At 37.8% G+C, this 17,563-nt stretch carries 17 protein-coding genes; 1 reads left to right on the forward strand and 16 read right to left on the reverse strand.

Going from position 1 to position 17,563, the window contains the following annotated elements; all coding sequences use genetic code 11:
• Nucleotides 1-504 precede the first annotated feature (504 nt).
• The 11 genes from ACIQYS_RS11015 to prsW form a co-directional block, all read right to left on the reverse strand.
• On the reverse strand, nt 505-1,221 hold the full coding sequence (locus ACIQYS_RS11015; RefSeq protein ID WP_402979153.1) for a hypothetical protein: 717 nt from the start codon (nt 1,219-1,221) through the stop codon (nt 505-507).
• A gap of 13 nt (nt 1,222-1,234) precedes the next feature.
• Complete coding sequence (locus ACIQYS_RS11020; protein ID WP_246097079.1) at nt 1,235-1,450, reverse strand: DUF2768 domain-containing protein; 216 nt, start codon at nt 1,448-1,450, stop codon at nt 1,235-1,237.
• A 239-nt stretch (nt 1,451-1,689) separates the two neighbouring features.
• Nucleotides 1,690-2,709 (reverse strand): NAD(P)H-dependent glycerol-3-phosphate dehydrogenase, encoded by a 1,020-nt coding sequence (locus tag ACIQYS_RS11025; RefSeq protein WP_402979156.1) that lies wholly within the window; start codon nt 2,707-2,709, stop codon nt 1,690-1,692.
• Nucleotides 2,710-2,730: 21 nt separating this feature from the next.
• A complete protein-coding gene (gene der / locus ACIQYS_RS11030) occupies nt 2,731-4,041 on the reverse strand; it encodes a ribosome biogenesis GTPase Der (protein ID WP_402979159.1) in 1,311 nt (436 codons plus the stop codon).
• 109 nt (nt 4,042-4,150) lie between these two features.
• Entirely contained in the window at nt 4,151-5,293 is a 1,143-nt protein-coding gene (gene rpsA / locus ACIQYS_RS11035) for a 30S ribosomal protein S1 (protein WP_402979162.1), read from the reverse strand.
• Between the two features lie 93 nt (nt 5,294-5,386).
• A complete protein-coding gene (locus ACIQYS_RS11040) occupies nt 5,387-5,974 on the reverse strand; it encodes a lysophospholipid acyltransferase family protein (protein ID WP_402979165.1) in 588 nt (195 codons plus the stop codon).
• 1 nt (nt 5,975) lies between these two features.
• Nucleotides 5,976-6,650, reverse strand: a complete 675-nt coding sequence (gene cmk / locus ACIQYS_RS11045) for a (d)CMP kinase (protein ID WP_402979170.1) — start codon at nt 6,648-6,650, stop codon at nt 5,976-5,978.
• Between the two features lie 493 nt (nt 6,651-7,143).
• Complete coding sequence (locus ACIQYS_RS11050; RefSeq protein ID WP_402979175.1) at nt 7,144-7,791, reverse strand: flagellar brake protein; 648 nt, start codon at nt 7,789-7,791, stop codon at nt 7,144-7,146.
• 74 nt (nt 7,792-7,865) lie between these two features.
• Nucleotides 7,866-9,149 (reverse strand): PepSY1/2 domain-containing protein, encoded by a 1,284-nt coding sequence (locus ACIQYS_RS11055; RefSeq protein ID WP_402979177.1) that lies wholly within the window; start codon nt 9,147-9,149, stop codon nt 7,866-7,868.
• Nucleotides 9,150-9,158: 9 nt separating this feature from the next.
• Complete coding sequence (gene sleB / locus ACIQYS_RS11060) at nt 9,159-9,914, reverse strand: spore cortex-lytic enzyme (RefSeq protein ID WP_402979446.1); 756 nt, start codon at nt 9,912-9,914, stop codon at nt 9,159-9,161.
• Nucleotides 9,915-10,019: 105 nt separating this feature from the next.
• Complete coding sequence (gene prsW, locus ACIQYS_RS11065) at nt 10,020-10,709, reverse strand: glutamic-type intramembrane protease PrsW (RefSeq protein WP_402979181.1); 690 nt, start codon at nt 10,707-10,709, stop codon at nt 10,020-10,022.
• A 74-nt stretch (nt 10,710-10,783) separates the two neighbouring features.
• On the opposite strand from prsW, the gene ACIQYS_RS11070 reads away from it, so the two are divergent.
• Nucleotides 10,784-11,758, forward strand: a complete 975-nt coding sequence (locus ACIQYS_RS11070; protein ID WP_402979449.1) for an asparaginase — start codon at nt 10,784-10,786, stop codon at nt 11,756-11,758.
• Between the two features lie 787 nt (nt 11,759-12,545).
• On the opposite strand, the gene ACIQYS_RS11075 is transcribed toward ACIQYS_RS11070, so the two are convergent.
• The 5 genes from ACIQYS_RS11075 to ACIQYS_RS11095 form a co-directional block, all read right to left on the reverse strand.
• Nucleotides 12,546-13,520, reverse strand: a complete 975-nt coding sequence (locus ACIQYS_RS11075) for a YpdA family putative bacillithiol disulfide reductase (protein WP_402979184.1) — start codon at nt 13,518-13,520, stop codon at nt 12,546-12,548.
• A gap of 40 nt (nt 13,521-13,560) precedes the next feature.
• Nucleotides 13,561-14,322, reverse strand: coding sequence for a metallophosphoesterase (locus ACIQYS_RS11080; RefSeq protein WP_402979189.1), 762 nt, complete (start codon nt 14,320-14,322; stop codon nt 13,561-13,563).
• A 112-nt stretch (nt 14,323-14,434) separates the two neighbouring features.
• A complete protein-coding gene (locus tag ACIQYS_RS11085) occupies nt 14,435-15,025 on the reverse strand; it encodes a LysM peptidoglycan-binding domain-containing protein (RefSeq protein ID WP_402979193.1) in 591 nt (196 codons plus the stop codon).
• 80 nt (nt 15,026-15,105) lie between these two features.
• Nucleotides 15,106-16,521, reverse strand: a complete 1,416-nt coding sequence (locus tag ACIQYS_RS11090; protein WP_402979196.1) for a RecQ family ATP-dependent DNA helicase — start codon at nt 16,519-16,521, stop codon at nt 15,106-15,108.
• Nucleotides 16,514-17,548 (reverse strand): YpbB family protein, encoded by a 1,035-nt coding sequence (locus ACIQYS_RS11095; RefSeq protein WP_402979199.1) that lies wholly within the window; start codon nt 17,546-17,548, stop codon nt 16,514-16,516. The genes ACIQYS_RS11090 and ACIQYS_RS11095 overlap by 8 nt, the downstream gene beginning before the upstream one ends.
• Between the last annotated feature and the right edge of the window lie 15 nt (nt 17,549-17,563).

Raw genomic sequence — 17,563 nt, forward strand, 5'->3', positions numbered from 1 at the left:
AGGAAATTGATTACTTATCAGCACCCACTTGATAAAATCCAATTTTTTCAAATATGTGAATCCAATAAATGGCTTAGGGCAACAAACCGATGATTGAAAACAACCAATTCTTAATATAACAAGTCTACTTGAAGTGAAACGTCACTGACTGCGACGCATTATTTCAAAACATTGCGCATATGGATTATAATGTTGCGAGCTCGAAGGGAAATGTTGCACATATGTCCTACAAAGTTGCTAGTAACGACTGATATGTTGCGCATTATTTATTGGTCATTCTTCTCCAGATAAATAAAGTTGATACTTTTGCCGTAGCGCGCATGAGCCGCAAGTTCGAAGGCTAGTGTAAACTCCATAAGAGATTTTCTAAGAAAATATTTAGGGAGGTGACAAAGTCACCTCCCTAAATATTTATTATATACCCACCATTTCGACCAAAGCGGACCGAAACATACAAGTCTAAGCCAAAGTCACTTCTTGAATTTGTTAACTTGTAAGAAACGGCTACTTGGAAGGCGTGAGCATAAATATTGGCTCGTTATTTTCATCTACCGTATAGGGAAGCGAGTATGCAGGAACAACGGCAAAATTATCCGTTAATAAAAAGCGGATGTCGTCTCCCGGTTTCACTTCTACTTCATTTTCTTGTAGTAGACGATTTAATTCGATGGAATAGTCCACATACACTTTCCCGTCACCAGTTGCTACTAAAGGCAGCTGGGTGTCGGAATAAGGGCTTTGCACCGATAGTTCATTTTTATAACCCATCATCTTGTAATCTAGCTTATATACACCTTCTGCAACTATTTGGGCAACAGGTCCATATCCATTGATCCCTTTTCGGTAGTTAATATCACGTATCGCATCTGCAAGTCGCAAATCTACCAATTTAACAGTAGGATTTTCCTCTGCATCCATAATCACATATTGGTAAATTCCGCCCGCTTCATAAGAATTTGCTGGTACTTTTCCCATATATGCAGGAACTACTTTTTTAAAGTCAATTGGATATTTGATATATTGATCTGTTTCCATATCACGTGTTTTGATCGGTAATAAACCACCTGAATCTTCTTTAAAGCTATCGACTGCATTTTGTACAGTAGTCAATTGATCTTCATATGGCAATAAATTTTCTGGTTCGTATCCACTTTTATAACTACATCCGGCTAATACTAGCATGCCGAAAATAAGTACAGCTAGTAAACGTAACTTTTTCATATGAATCTCCTTACTAAGCTTTTGTTGGATTAAAAATAATATAAATCATCGTGATGAAACCTATAAATAACAGTATGTATGCGATTAAACCAAAGATAAACTTTAAGAAAGCGTTTTTAAATTTCGTTTTGACAAAAAACATAAAAAGCATTGCCAAAAACATACAACCCATGGATCCAAATGATATCCACATTTTATCCATTGATGACACTAACAACACAGGTAACACAGGACTTTCCCACCTTTCTTTAACTTATGTATAGTTGTCCACTCTGTTGTATTACGAAGCTTGCTGCTTGATTTCCGCTTCAGGCGGTCGCTTTTTGCTCTAATCAACACAAGAAAAACAATCCTATTGTTCTACCTTCTAAAAATTAGTTATACTAAATTAATAGCTTACCAAATGTATATACTTTCTTGTACTTCAAAAAAGAGTTGCTGTTAAACAACTCTTTTTTTGTGACAATTTTAGAACGATTTATAATCATCCAGCTCATGCTTTTTTGTACGATGCATCAAAATATCGACTGCTTCTTTTGGATGAATACCTTCAAATAAGACAGAATGCAATGCTTCTGTGATCGGCATATCGACCTGTTGCTTTTTCGCAAGCTGATAAGCAGCTTTCGTCGTTCGTACGCCTTCTACGACCATTCCCATCTCATCTAGTACAGTTTGCAAGGACGCACCTTTTCCAAGCATATTACCTGCCCGCCAGTTTCTAGAATGCACACTTGTACATGTAACGATCAAATCGCCCATGCCAGTTAACCCTGAAAACGTCGAGGCATCTGCTCCTAAGCTGATGCCCAGTCTAGTGATTTCAGCTAAACCTCTTGTAATAAGAGCTGCCTTCGCATTATCTCCATATCCTAGCCCATCCACGATTCCAGCAGCTAAAGCAATAACGTTTTTTAAAGCTGCTCCTATCTCTACACCTACTACATCATCATTTGTATAAACACGGAAATAATTGTTCATAAATAGATCTTGTATTTTTTCTGCTGCTTCCATTTTTTCACTTGCTACTGTAACTGTTGTAGGATGTTGTAACACGACTTCCTCTGCGTGACTAGGACCAGATAAAACTACTATGGCATCCACAAAATGAGCAGGTAGCTCTTCTTCTAGCATTTCTGAAATGCGTTTTAACGAATCGGGTTCAATCCCTTTCGAAACATGTACAAATAATTTTTTCTCCGTTAAAAATGGCTGCATGTCATGACAAACTTCACGGATCGCTTTTGTTGGTACTGCAATCACTATAGTAGATGCATGTTGAATCGCTTGCTCAAAATGACTGGTAGCTCTTAAATTACTTGGTAATGAAGTATTTGGTAAATACTTTTTATTCGTATGATGATCATCTATTTCTTTTGCTTGGTCTTCCCGGTGCGACCACAAAAGACAATCATTATCATTATTTGCGAGCACCATTGCTAGCGCTGTTCCCCAGCTACCAGCACCAAGCACTGTTACTTTCTCCATTATCTTACGCCCCCTTGACACTTAAGTTCTTGCGCGAGTAATGATGCGTATTGGAGTCCCTTCAAAATCAAAGGATTCGCGAATACGGTTTTCTAAAAAGCGCTCGTATGAGAAATGCATTAACTCCGGTTCGTTTACAAACACAACAAAAGTCGGTGGTTTAATCGCCACTTGTGTTGCATAGTAAATACGTAATCTTTTTCCTTTATCGGTTGGAGCTGGATTACGTGCAACAGAATCTTCAATTACTTCATTCAAGACAGAAGATTGAACGCGAAGTGAATGATTTTCGCTCACCCTGTTTATAATTGGAAACAAGTTATTAACACGTTGCTTTGTTTTTGCTGATACAAAAACAATTGGTGCATAATCTAAAAATTGGAAATGTTCACGAATAGATTTAGTCATTTCGTTCATCGTCTTATCGTCTTTTTCTATTGCATCCCATTTATTCATCACAATGACAACTGCTTTACCGCCTTCATGGGCATATCCAGCAATTTTCTTATCTTGCTCTTGGATACCTTCTTCTGCGTTTAGTACGACTAATACAACGTCTGAACGTTCGATCGCCTTTAAAGCACGAAGTACACTGTATTTCTCCGTTGTTTCGTATACTTTTCCTTTTTTACGCATTCCAGCTGTATCAATCATGACATACTCTTGCCCATCAAACGAATATTCTGTATCAATTGCATCTCGTGTTGTTCCAGCAATATCACTGACAATAACGCGTTCTTGTCCCAAAAATGAATTAATCAAAGAGGATTTCCCAACATTCGGTCTGCCGATTAAAGAGAATTTAATGACTTCTTCACCGTATTCTTGATCTTCAACATCTGGGAAGTTTTTCGCTACTTCATCTAGTAAATCTCCTAGTCCTAATCCGTGAGATCCTGAAATAGGGAATGGTTCGCCCATTCCTAGTGCATAGAAATCATAAATCATTTCACGCATATCCGGGTTATCAATTTTGTTTACTGCTAAAACGATTGGTTTTTTTGTTTTATACAAAATTTTAGCAACATACTCGTCCGCTGAAGTAATTCCTTCTCGTCCATTTGTTAAGAAGATGATGACATCTGCTTCGTCCATTGCGATTTCTGCTTGTTGTTTAATTTGCTCTAGAAAAGGTTCATCGCTTAGTTCGATACCGCCTGTATCGATAATATTAAATTCATGTGTTAACCAATCGGCAGAACTATATATACGATCACGTGTAATACCTGGAATATCCTCCACGATAGATACACGTTCTCCTACGATTCGATTAAATATAGTCGATTTGCCGACATTTGGCCTACCAACGATTGCTACTACTGGTTTTGTCATTACTTTTTCATCCTTCCAACTTCGTCTATTTTGTATTATACAACAAAAAGACAAAAGCAGGCGACTTCTTTGTCGAAGTCACCTGCTTTGTGATACTTTTAGACTAATTTTATTTCGTAAAGTCCTTAAGCTTGTCCCCTAGTACGTCGCTAATGGAGAATCCTCTTGATTCCTCTGGTAACTGATAATCCGCTAAATTGAATGCTTCTTCGTTTTCGACTAACTCTTTAATACTTAAGGACAATCTTTTTTCGCTACTATTTACTTCTAATACTTTTACTTGTACTTCTTCGCCTTCTTTTAACACTTCTTGTGGTGAACCGATATGCTTGTGGGAGATTTGTGAAATATGCACAAGCCCTTCTACTCCTGGAAGTACTTCTACAAATGCACCATAAGAAACAAGTCGTTTTACTTTACCTGTTAAAATAGTTCCTTTTGCAGCTTTTTCTTCGATTGCATCCCAAGGTCCAGGCAATGTATCTTTAATCGATAGTGAAATTCTTTCCGCATCACGGTCGATCGATAATACTTTTACTCTCACTTGCTGCCCTTCTTTTAAAACGTCCGCAACATTATCTAAATGCTCGTACGACACTTGTGAAATGTGAACAAGCCCGTCTACTCCGCCGATATCAACAAATGCACCAAAGGACGCTAAGCGTTGAACCTTACCATCTAATACGTCACCCGGCTGGATAGAATCTAATGTTTTTTGTTTATTAACCGATTTTTCATCTTCCACTACTGCTTTATGGGAGAGGATTAAGCGATTTTTGTCTTTTTCTAATTCTACAATTTTAAAGGTTAACACTTTCCCTTTATAATCATCAAATGATTCAACGAAATGGTCCTCAATTAAAGATGCAGGGATAAATCCACGCACTCCTAAATCGACTACTAATCCGCCCTTTACAACTTCTTTTACTTCGGTTTCAATAACTTCTCCCGATTGGAATTGCTTTTCAAGCTGTTCCCATGCTTTTTCAGCATCTACTTTTCGTTTGGAAAGTACAAAATTAGCTTCTTCCACTTTTGTAATCATTAGTTCCAGTTCATCACCGATGGAAACGGCGTCGGATGCTTTTTCAATATGCAAGCTAGATAGTTCACTTATAGGAACGATGCCATCAAAAGGTGCACCTTCAACTGATACGATTGCCGATTTTTCATCTACTTGCGCAACCGTTGCTTTTACTAGATCTCCCTCTTTAAACTCATGTGTGTCATTTAAGTTCATTTCTTCTGACATATGATATTCCTCCTTCACAACGTCTCTTATCTATTTTATGCGAACTAGCACAGAAATACAAAAAGAAGCACTTTAGAAATGGAAAAAGTCTAATTATTTCGTTTTATATTGTTCCAGTAATTCTGCAATATGAGCCATAATGACTTCTGTCACTTCCTCAGCGGATGCTTTTCTATCACGGTATGGCTGCATATCAATCACATCCCCATACACTACTTTTAGACGCTTAAAACGCTTATAAGGTCCAATAATGGCACAAGGAACAACATCCGCATCTCCTCTTAACGCAAAAAATCCTGCTCCACTGAATCCTTTACCTAGTTGTCCATCTCTACTTCTCGTCCCCTCTGGGAAAAGACCAACTACTTCTCCGTCTTTTAAGAGTTTAATAGCCCGGCGAAGCGCATCCCGGTCACTCATCCCTCTCTTGACAGGAAATGCACGGACACCTGGTAATATGCTTTTTAAAATCGGCAAGTTGAACAATTCTTCCTTTGCCATAAAATTTACTGGTCTTGGAGCATTTATTCCAACAACCGGAGGATCTAAATTATCGATATGATTACTACATAATAAAATGCCTCCCTCTTTCGGAAATTTGTCAGCTCCAATAACTTCAAATCTGTAAATTGGTTTTAGAATGCCATAAACAACTGTTTTTGCAAAGGAATAAAGATACATTTTACACCATCCTTTCTTTTGCGAGCTGCATAATTTGTTCAGATACTTCTTCAATAGAAAGAGAGGTTGTATCGATATAGATCGCATCTTCTGCTTGCGTTAACGGTGATGCTTCTCGCTCACTATCCAGTTTATCTCGAAGGGCGATCTCTTCTATTAATTCGTCTAAGCTTGTATGAATACCTCTTTTTTGGTTTTCCAAATATCTTCTGTTTGCTCGTTCTTCCACACTTGCCGACATGAAAATTTTCAGTTGTGCATTCGTTAATACATGTGTTCCAATATCTCTGCCATCCATAACAATGCCGCCATTTTTTCCCATGTTCACTTGCCTTTTGACCATTTCTTCACGTAAGTTTGCATGTGCAGCGACTGCTGATACGGAACTTGTGACTTCTTTTGAACGAATTTCTTCTGTTACTTCTACGTTGTCTAAAAATACTAGTTGTCCTTTTGGAGAAGGTTTTAACTCGATTACAGTGTCGTGTAATAAGTTCGTTAATTTTTCCCCGTCTTGCAAATCTATGTTTAAGCGAATTGCTTTATACGTAATTGCGCGATACATTGCACCTGTATCGACATATGTATACCCTAATAATTCTGCTGTTTGTTTAGCTATTGTGCTTTTTCCGGCAGCTGCCGGCCCATCGATTGCGATTTGTATTTTCTTTTTCATTCTTTTGCCTCCACTCTATTCGAATCTATTTTAACATACAACTTGAAAAGCGTAAGCGCCTATGTCTGCCCCGACAGGCAAATGAGGCGGGAAGGCATCCTAAGTGTGCCACATCCTGTGGCAACGGATGCATGACCCGCATCGTGCTGACCCAGGAGGCATCTCCTTAGCCACCACAGCTTTTTAACATTTGACCCCGAGGGTAGCATTCTTCTGCGACGAGCTGTGCGCAGGAGCAAGGAGCTGAAGCTAGATCGATACTATGTAAGATATTTTTTTAGGAAAGCGCAATTATCAACTAAGGGTATCTTGGTGTCCGCTTCTTTGATTTTCACTTCTAGCGGACGCTTTCCGCTTCAATCAACATTAAATGCAATTTTCTATTTCACAATTTTTTTATAATATAAACACACTTCATTAATATTATGTGAAAAGTTGTCTATATGTAAGACTCATGACTTCTCAAAGAAAAAAAGCCTGTTTATACAGACTTTTAGTCCTTGCTTTTTTTCCTTAGAAATACTTGTCGTTCGAAACAATAACGGACAATATGTTGCTTATCCACTTCATCCGTATCCGAAAATTGCAATGATGCCAAAGTGATAGAATCCCTTTGCCAGATTCGAACCACTTGAGCAGTTGTCGATACGTATTTAATATCCCCATTATTAAACGCAAGTGGGATCAATAAAGAAACTTCATCATCTGCGTTAAATTTCACAGGACGATTTAATACAACAGCGGTCCCCCCGGCACTAATATCATCGGTTACAAATTGATACTTTTCGTCTTGAAATTGTACCGATATATCGAGCGTAGCGACTACTCGGACAAAATCTCTGCGCTGTATTTTGATAATTTCTGCATCTCCTGGAAAGGAAAGTTTAACCATCGGGATTTGCCCTTTTCTTTTGCCTAAAACTTCTGTTTGAAATGCAAAAGCTGCCTTTGATTCTTCAGTGTATGAAACGCGAAGCTGTGTCCCGTCCATTAGAAAAACGGTTCGATTGGAAATTGTATCTACTGGATAATCTACATAAATCGCATGATCATCTGCATCCACAATTTTGCAACGATACTTTTCCGCATTTTCCGAAACGGTTGGCTCTAAAGTGAGAACTGTCCCAAGTTTAATATTCATAAGCAACCCTCTTTAAGTGTCATAATATATTTATTATGACACTTAAAAGGACTTATTTCTATCAAAATTTATTCTTACGGTAGTTTTTCCGTGTGTAATATCTCATGTGTTTCCGTATCAATATATGTTTTGTGTGTGCCAATTGAATCATTTCTTGTTAACACTTCATAGGCAAGACGTTGCTGTAACTCTCTATTTTCTACATAAGCTAACCTTTCTTCTTCGATTGTAAAATCACCTGAGAATATTTCCTTATAATCTATGGGCACAACTTTTTGTTCCCCAATGTTTTCTTTTTGAATATATTCCATCGCATTCAAGCCTAAAAGCTCCCCATTATCTTTTGCGATTTTCAGATGCATGCCGTCCGCGTATATCAGTGCATCGTTATTTGGATCAATACGCGCATAAGCTAAATGCCAGGCTATATTGTTCTCTCGAAACTCCACCAATTCCGTATCTGTATAGCCGAAAGATTTCATATAAGTACTAGCTTTTTCTTTCATCTTTTCTGCACTGATTGCCGTTTTATCAAAAGGTCGCTCCAATAAATAAGAGAGCAAATGACCACCTTTTTTTGTAAAATCAGCATATCCGATTCGTATCCCTTTATGAAATTGAACGTGGTAGAAAGGGTACGGAGCATCTTTGGAACTTTCTGTTATATGAATCGTTGCACCTTGAAGCTCTGGAAATGACCGGAAGAATTTTTGTTTCACCTGCTCCACGGTTACTTCGGCGTCCTTAATATTTTGCAAATCTTTCTTTTTTTGTTTGTCCGTTTCACTTGCTGTCATAGGAAAGTCACTTTCTGTATAAGCTTTTACTGAATCCCCAAGCGTTTTCCAGTTTTTTTCGTTATCTTTATTTGCTTTATTGTTCACAAAGGAAGTAACGATATAATCTTTATTGCCACCATTTCTATTCGTAAAAGCCCATTGATCAGATAGCGATATTAAATTTTCTCTCGCACCTTTCATATTTTTTTGCCATTCCTCGACCGATATTTTTCCGTCTTTCACGAGGGAAGCACTATTTCCAATTCGGTTTAAGTAATTCATCCATACAGTGGAGGTTTCGTGATCTATTGGTAGAGCAGATATCGAATCGCGAACATCTGAAGAAAGTCTCCATACGTCTTCTAAAGGCTGATCGAGTACTTTTTTATCGTGGAAAAGCAAGGTTTGATCTATCGAATCACTTAGTTTAATTAATTTTTCGGATGCACTTGTTAATTGGTTGGAGTATTGATTTGCTAGGGCGGTTTCTAACCGAGTATTTTTAGATTGTACAGAAAAGTGGTACACAAGGAATATAGCTGCAGCAGTAACAACGATTACCCATGTAAATTTTTTCATATGATCTCCTTATGCACAAAAAATATGCTGTCCGATTGTTTTTATTTGTGGTCGCGACCAAATCCATTTACTTGTAGCGGTCTTCGGGTTAAAATAGTAAATCGCATTTTCTGTAGGATCCCATCCATTTAAAGCATCAAGTACCGCTTCTTTTGCACGTTCATTAGGCTCTAACCAAATTTGACCGTCGGCAACTGCGGTAAAAGCCAATGGTTGGAAGATTACCTCTGAAATTGTATTTGGAAAATCGGGATGCTCTACTCTATTTAAAATAACGGCAGCAACCGCCACTTGTCCTTCATAAGGTTCTCCCCTAGCTTCCCCGTATACGGCATTGGCAATGAGTTTTAAATCCTTTTCCGAATACTGCGGTGGAAGTTGCATATTTGTACTTTCGGCTTGTTTATTTTTCACTTGTTTTGCTAAATCCTGACCACCATAAGTAGTAAAACTATTTCCTTTTTTAATTTGTTCATGGACGAATTGTTTGTTGAACTCAGAAGCACTTACAAGCTTGTTTTTCGTTTCTTCTCCTAAAAGTCCATCGACTGGGAGTCCATATTTTTCTTGAAAGTTTCGCAGTGCCCAGTATGTGTTATATCCAAACTTCCCATCTATTTGACTCGTGTAAAATCCAATGTATTGAAGTCTTGACTGTAATTCGATCACATCGTCTCCATACGCCCCACGTTCTACTACTTGCGTGGAGAAAGCCTGTGTAGGTTGTTCTTCCTGTAAGAAAGCATAGCTCGCTACGCAAAATATTAAGCTAAATAAGATATACTTTAGTTGTTTCAAACGACATCTCTCCTTTTTTATTTAGCTTGGATAAAAAGCGCTTAAATATACAAAAAAAAATCTAGCACGAGGCTAGATTCTTTCTTTCATATAATATGGATGCTGTTGCATTCTTCTATGACGCGATAAAACATGGGCTTTTTTCGCTTTAGATAAACCTAATAACCATAAAAATAACATGAAAGGTACGATTAATAGTAATTCCATTCCTTTAATAATTAAAATACTATTATAAATAGTATGCAAAATAAATGCAGCCAAAAAGGCATACGTAATTTCACTTTTTGCTTTTCTAGCAGAAAATTTCGCTCTTCCTAAATAATAGCCCATTACAACACCAAATAACGCATGGCTCGATACAGGTAATAGCGCGCGAATAAATGCCGCATCCATTCCAAAGTTTAGTAAAAATAATATATTTTCTACCGTCGCAAAACCGAGCGCAACACTTGCTCCATACAATATCCCATCATATGGGTCATCAAAATCTATATGTTTGTAAATAGCAATAACTAATATAAGCCATTTAAAAAATTCCTCCATAGCACTTGTAAGAAGCGCTTGATGAATAAATAAAGAAGAAAATAGCGCTTCCTCTTGAATAACGTGTTGGATAAATAATATTGGGAATGTTAATATGGCACCATATATAAAAGAATGTAATAATAATTTGGAAGGCTCTTTGGCGATTTCTTTACGTAAGTAGAAATAGCTTAAAAGTGCAAGTGCTGGCGCAATTGCAACGGAAAGCAGTATGAACATAAGCGTACTCCTTCCATTAGATTATCTTTATTATACAACTTTTTTTCGATAAATTGTAAAATTCCGGAGGTTTTATTATGAAATCCATCTTACTAATTCATACAGGCGGAACTATTTCCATGCAAATACAAGCAGATTCAGGTGCTGTTGTACCTACAGAAAATAATCCGCTTACGTTCGAAGCCGAAAAACTCAAACAATATGCTAATATTTTGGAAATAGAAGCGTTCAATTTACCTTCTCCACATATTACACCGAAAGAAATGCTAATTTTGAAACAGTTAATCGAGCAATACATGGAGGAGCATTCTATTGAAGGTGTAGTAATCACGCATGGAACCGATACATTGGAGGAAACTGCTTACTTTTTAGATTTAACGATTGATACAACTATACCGATTGTGTTGACCGGTGCAATGCGGTCTTCTAACGAGATAGGATCGGACGGTCTATACAATTTAGTGTCCGCTGTACAAGTTGCTAGTTCGGATGCTGCAAAGGATAAAGGAGTTCTTGTCGTTTTAAATGATGAAATTCATACTGCAGAGAATGTGACTAAAACGCATGCCAGTAATGTCAGCACATTTCAAAGCCCGCAATACGGACCTATTGGGTTTATTTCCAAATCGATTGTGCATTTTCACCATTCGCCAAATCATCGGAATGTGCTTCCGATTCAACATATTTCCAAAAGGGTTGCACTTTTTAAAGTGTACGCGGGAATGGATCCTGATTTATTAGCAGCATCTATCCAATTAGGATATGAAGGAATTGTGTTAGAAGGGTTGGGTCAAGGAAATGTTCCACCGAGCCTCGTTCCAATTATCGATGATATTTTGAAAAAAGACATACCGATTGTGCTCGTCTCTAGATGCTTTAACGGTATTGCGCAGGATGTATATGGCTATGTTGGTGGAGGAAAACGATTAAAAGAAGAAGGTGTACTGTTTGCGCATGGACTGAACGGTCAAAAGGCAAGACTAGCACTACTTATAGCACTCCATCACACCGATCCTAAAAACGCCATGAACAGTATTTTTTCTATCTAGGAAATAAAAAACTTTCATTATAACGGATAATTTACTCTGTATAGGAACAATGCGTCTTAAGGAAGTTTCCGCTAGGATTTCCGCTGCAGGGCGGACGCTTTCGCCGGGTGAGCGATGAGCCATCGCCGACGCTTCGCGTTCGCCTGCGATGGCTCTGTCTCACTCATCTGGTCGGAGTCGCCGCCCTTCCGCTACAATCCACGAAAATTGCTAGCTAATACGCGGCACTGTTCTCGAAAGTGGCAAATTAACCAGTGAACATGGCTAAACCATTCCAACAGATGCCATTGGTGTGCTTTATCCCTATACGGTGTAGTATTTCTATGTGTAAGTATTCATTAAATAGCTAAAGCAATCAATCAGTTAGGGAAAGCAACCAAATGGCCGGTGAAAGCAACCAACTCTTAAAATAAAGTTTACTTGGATAGGTATTATAAATTTTGCGTAGTGGATTTGATAAATTTAAATCCCTGATTAATGCAGACACCAAATTAGCAAGAAATTCCCATTGATTGGAGCGCAAGGCGGCGACTCCTGCGGGATCAAGCGGGACAGGTGTAACCCCACAGGAGCAAAGCGACGAGGAGGCTCACCGCCCGCTCCGTGGAAAGCGTCCGCCTGGAGCGGAAATCCTAGCGGGCAATTAATAGAGCATCTTTTTAAGACGCAGTATCCCTGTGTTGCGGTTAAAATAAAAGACGGGCATACCTTATGCTGTATAGAAAAAGTTATCTACACTCCATAGATTTTATAATTTCCTAGAGCGAGGAGAAAAGCGCAAAGATATTTAGTTTTCTTTACGCTTTTTTTCTATTTCTTTTGATATCTGGTCTCCGTGGAAACGACCATTTTCAATAAATATTTCATTCGCATTATTACCAGCAGCAATGACTCCCGCTATAAAGACTCCATCCACATTCGTTTCCATCGTTTCTGCATTATAGGTAGGGCGGCCGGTCTCTGGATCAATTTGAATACCTATTTTTCTTAAAAAACCATGGTCCGGATGATAACCAGTCATGGCAAATACAAAATCATTCGTTATTTGGAATTCCCCATTTGGTCCTTTTAAGGTGACCAACTGTTCATCAATAGATGCTACTTCCGTGTCAAAATGCATATCGATTTCGCCATTTCGAACGAGTCCTTCAAACTCTGGCAATACCCATGGTTTTATGCTCGGAGAATATGTACTTCCACGATACACAATCGTTACCTTTGCTCTTGCTTTGTTTAACTCAAGCGCCGCATCAATGGCCGAATTCTTCCCACCAATTACTAACACATGCTGATCAAAAAATGGATGCCCTTCTTTAAAATAATGGCTTACTTTCGGCAAATCCTCACCAGGTATGCCCATGAAATTCGGATGATCATAATAACCTGTTGCAATTATTACGTACGTCGAATGATACGTCCCTTTGGATGTTTGGACGATGAAATGATCGTTTACTTTTTCCACCTGTCTAACATATTCATATTTGTTCACTTGTATGTTTTTCAACTTTGTAACTTCTCGATAGTAGACTAATGCCTGGTTTCGCTTTGGTTTCCTTTCTTCTACAATGAAAGGAACATCTCCAATTGCTAACTTTTCACTTGTGCTAAAAAATGTTTGATGCGTGGGATACTTATAAATTGCTTCTACAATATTCCCTTTTTCAATCACTAGTGTATGTAAACCAATATTTTGCATAGAAATAGCTGCTGCTAGTCCACACGGTCCCCCTCCAACGATTATTACATCAACTTGTTGTACCACTTGTAAAAACTTCCTTTCTTTTCCCTTTCAAACAGTGTTTTTATTCACCGTACATTGTAATAATATGACATTCTGATTTTGCTCCTAATCGAAGGGGCACACCTGTTGTTCCAAAACCATTACTAACAAGCTCCGCACTATGTTCTTTTTCTCTAAAAGCACCATTTTCATAAATACCAAAAGGTCCGAATCGAATCTGTCCACCATGAAGATGCCCTGCTAATAATAAATGCGGTTTACTAACTTTTTTAGCGTTATTAAAGTATGCAGGAGCATGTGCGATGAAAATAAGAATATCTTCATCCCTTACCTCTTGAAATGCGTCATATATATTCACTTTACCACTAAATCCATCGTTGACTCCCACAAGGCGGATTAATGTACGATCAATGACTCGTTCTACGGATTGATTCACCAACAAATGAACGTCATTCTTTTCAAGTAGTTGAATTAAATTTTGCTCTCCCACTTCCCGGTCATTGTTGCCAAATACGTAAAAGACGTCCCCCAATTTTTTTAGTTGCTCAATATTATGTTTCGTTCGTTGTAAAGGAACCCCTTTTTCGGTGAGATCCCCACCGATAATTACAATATCTACTTTGCCTATAAGCGAGTGGATAAGGTTGCTACCTATCTTTCGACGATGAATATCAGAGATAAAAAAAAGATGTACTTGCACACCTGGTCTCATTTCTTCCACTCGCAGTGTATGTGTTTTTACATTTACTTGAAAAGCCAAGTAGAACATGTAAAGTAAAAGGCAAACAGCTAAACCGGCTACTACTAACAGGAAATATACCAACGAAAAACCTCCTAATCATAACGTGAAAAGGACAGGGAAGTCCCCCCCTGTCCTTTCAAGCCCTTTCACTACCTAATCATATGAATCCACTTTTTCAAAATATAACCGTTTGTTAAGGCAAGATCAACTTTTGGCCAGTAGAAATATCATTGGATGATAACCCATTTGCAGATTTAATTTTTTCGACAGCATTTGGGTCATTATAATAATTGATCGCAATGCGGTAAAGTGTTTCATTTTCTTTGACAATATGCGTTTTAGATGGGGTTTCCTGTTTTGGTTGTTCTTTTTTTGGCTCTTCTACTTTCGGTTGTTCTGTTTTCGGTTGTTCTACTTTCGTTTCTTCTACTTTTGGTTCTTCCGGTACGGGAGCCTGTTCTACCTCTTTATCTTCTTCTGGAGTTTCATTTTCTTCTTCCTTTGGACTATTCGTAATAGTCTTCGTTTCTACTTGGATGATGCCCCCTTCTTGCACCTCTTCCGTATCCTCAGGCGTGTAAATAAACTGCACATAAAGAAAAAAACAAACAGGAATTAGTATAAAAATACAAAATAATGTCGGAATTAACACATTTCTAGATTTTTTTTTCGATTTTTTTCCGGAATTAGATCTCCTACGACTTCTTAGTTCTACTTGCTCATCCTCTACACCGATGGATTGTCTATGTTCATCTATTTTTTTTTGATAGTCGTCTTGATTCATATTTTTCAAACTCCATTTCTGCCTTTATATCTATTACTATTATGCCGAATTTTGTTGAAAAAGTAAACTTCTCATCTATTTTACGAACGTAGTAGTTCATCTAATTGCATTTTCCAATCCAATTCTTCCCTTTTTTCCATCGGTTGTTTTCTAGTATGTATAATTTCTTGTATATGAAGTGAACATTTGGAGCAACAATGCACTGGACGGTTTGTTAATTGCTCATCAAAGTAGTGCAACAGTTGTTCTCTTATACATACTCCGTTTTGCAGCATCGTATATAAGGCTTGAATTTCAGTCCATTTATTTTGTTTAATCGTTTGAAATAAGCGTGTCGTCTCTTGTTCTGTTAGCTCTTCTTTCCAATAATCTAATATTCTAGCCGTCGTTTCTGGTAATTGGAGTTGTATATGATCGGACTCATATGCGAGATGAATATCTGCTTCTTCTGGGAAATCTTGCATCGCGACATAGAAAGCTTGTTCCACATCCGTTGCTGTAAATAGTAACGAAGCGATCGATTGCGCTCCGTCTCGCGCAGCCCTTCCCACTTCTTGCATATAACTCGCAATGGATGTCGGAATATGATCATGAATAATTTGTCGAATGTTATCTTTATGTATTCCCATCCCAAAAGCATTTGTTGCACATATCCACTCTAGCTGGCCTTGTTGAAACTGTTGTTGGACTAAAATACGATCATCTTGATCCATTTTCGCATGATAATAAGCAACTCGAATACCTCTTTTTTGTAATTCATTCGCATACATCTCTGTTTTTTTACGCGACTGTGTATATAAAATACCTGGACCACTTGTAGAAGTGATTCGACCGATGATCCAGGCAAGTTTTTCTTGTGCATCTTTCACTTCTGTCGCTTCATATGCAATGGCAGGTCGGTCAAGGGAATGGATATATTCAAAGGGCTCCCTCATTAGTAACGTTGATTTAATATCTTTAACTACACTATTAGTTGCCGTAGCAGTTAAAGCGAGGACATTGGTTTGGCGGAATTGTTGTAACCATTTAGCGATTCGTAAATAGTCTGGCCTGAAATCAAATCCCCATTGGGAAATACAATGTGCTTCATCCGCCACGATATAGGCGATCCGGATAGCAGATAGCGCATGATTAAATCGCTCATTTTGCAACATTTCTGGGGAAGTAAATATAAATTTATACGCAGATAAATTTCGAAAAACCATCTCTTTTTGCTCAAAGGATAAAAAAGAGTTTATCGCAACAACACGTTTTTCGCCTAACATTTTCAATTGTTCCACTTGGTCTTGCATTAAAGATAGTAAAGGGGAAACAATAACGACAGAGCCTTCCATCAAATAACCTGGCAATTGGTATAGTAACGATTTCCCCATACCAGTCGGTAATATGGCAACAACATCTTGTCCTGATATGACATGTTCGATTATTTCTTTTTGTCCTTCCCTAAATGAATCGTAACCAAATTTACGCGTTAGTACTTCCGTCAACTTATCCATTTACTTCTTCTCCTTTAGTTAGCGCTAATCTAATTTGGAAATAACTTAAATCGGTAACTTGCTCTCGAATTATTTTCAACTTTTTCGTTTGTCGTTTCTGCGCTATTTGTAAAACTTTTTGAACTTGCTCATCTGTTATAAAAGCACTGATAGGAAAGTTTGGATCTACGGAAACTATTTCTATGACATGGTCTTCAATCGTGTTTTCCTTTAAAAAACGCATACGTGCGATTGCTTCGATCGAATATCCTTTTTCAAATAATTTACTTGTTTTCAAAGCAGAATCGGTTAAAGGAGTTTGAACATAAATACCCTTCGTTAGCGCGTGGAAATCCGAGGATTTCTCTTCGGTTATCTCATCTAATAAAATATGTAAACACTCGATGAATATAAACTTTACATCTAAAACGGTCATTTGGTGGCGACTAGCAAGTTGCTCCCAAGTTAGCCCACTATTTTTGTACCCACTTAAACGATAAACAAACAAATGACGATGTATTTCCAGTAAACGAGGATTTTCGAGTAAAGCGATTAATTGCTGTTTGAAATTGGACCCAAAAGAACTCGATTGAAAATCTCGTTCATGCAAATATGCTTTGACAAAATGATGAATTTCATTGCTTTTTTGAACTGGCACAAACTTTTTTTCATTTCTTTGAAATTGGGATAACGTTTGAATAATCAATTCGACTCGTCCCCAAAAAACGAATTCTTTTCCCCGAAGTATCCATCCATTATAAAAAGGACGCCTTGCTGAAACTATTTTATGCAAACCCTTTTCCGTAATAGACAATGTAGATTCATTCATCACAACGAAGTTTTCTGCGAGGAGCTTCCCAATTTCGTCCTCATATGTTTCTTTTGTTAGTTTTGGATAAAGACAAAAGAAAGGATGCAGGTTAAAATACGTCACATCTTGAATCGTTTGACCTGATTTTTTCCCTTTTAATAAATAATAAGCTGCTGTAGAGGACCGTTGCCCTTGGAATTTATAGATAATGAATAACAGTAATTGTTGAAAATACAATGGAAACCCCTCACA

It is taken from the genome of Psychrobacillus sp. NPDC096426, assembly GCF_044762745.1.
Lineage (GTDB): Bacteria > Bacillota > Bacilli > Bacillales_A > Planococcaceae > Psychrobacillus.

What these genes read in the sequence shown, in the direction of transcription:
- ACIQYS_RS11015 (WP_402979153.1), bottom strand. Translation starts at nt 1,221, where the DNA reads ATGAAAAAGTTACGTTTACTAGCTGTACTTATTTTCGGCATGCTAGTA.
- ACIQYS_RS11025 (WP_402979156.1), bottom strand. Translation starts at nt 2,709, where the DNA reads ATGGAGAAAGTAACAGTGCTTGGTGCTGGTAGCTGGGGAACAGCGCTA.
- der (WP_402979159.1), bottom strand. Translation starts at nt 4,041, where the DNA reads ATGACAAAACCAGTAGTAGCAATCGTTGGTAGGCCAAATGTCGGCAAA.
- rpsA (WP_402979162.1), bottom strand. Translation starts at nt 5,293, where the DNA reads ATGTCAGAAGAAATGAACTTAAATGACACACATGAGTTTAAAGAGGGA.
- ACIQYS_RS11040 (WP_402979165.1), bottom strand. Translation starts at nt 5,974, where the DNA reads ATGTATCTTTATTCCTTTGCAAAAACAGTTGTTTATGGCATTCTAAAA.
- cmk (WP_402979170.1), bottom strand. Translation starts at nt 6,650, where the DNA reads ATGAAAAAGAAAATACAAATCGCAATCGATGGGCCGGCAGCTGCCGGA.
- ACIQYS_RS11050 (WP_402979175.1), bottom strand. Translation starts at nt 7,791, where the DNA reads ATGAATATTAAACTTGGGACAGTTCTCACTTTAGAGCCAACCGTTTCG.
- ACIQYS_RS11055 (WP_402979177.1), bottom strand. Translation starts at nt 9,149, where the DNA reads ATGAAAAAATTTACATGGGTAATCGTTGTTACTGCTGCAGCTATATTC.
- prsW (WP_402979181.1), bottom strand. Translation starts at nt 10,709, where the DNA reads ATGTTCATACTGCTTTCCGTTGCAATTGCGCCAGCACTTGCACTTTTA.
- ACIQYS_RS11085 (WP_402979193.1), bottom strand. Translation starts at nt 15,025, where the DNA reads ATGAATCAAGACGACTATCAAAAAAAAATAGATGAACATAGACAATCC.
- ACIQYS_RS11090 (WP_402979196.1), bottom strand. Translation starts at nt 16,521, where the DNA reads ATGGATAAGTTGACGGAAGTACTAACGCGTAAATTTGGTTACGATTCA.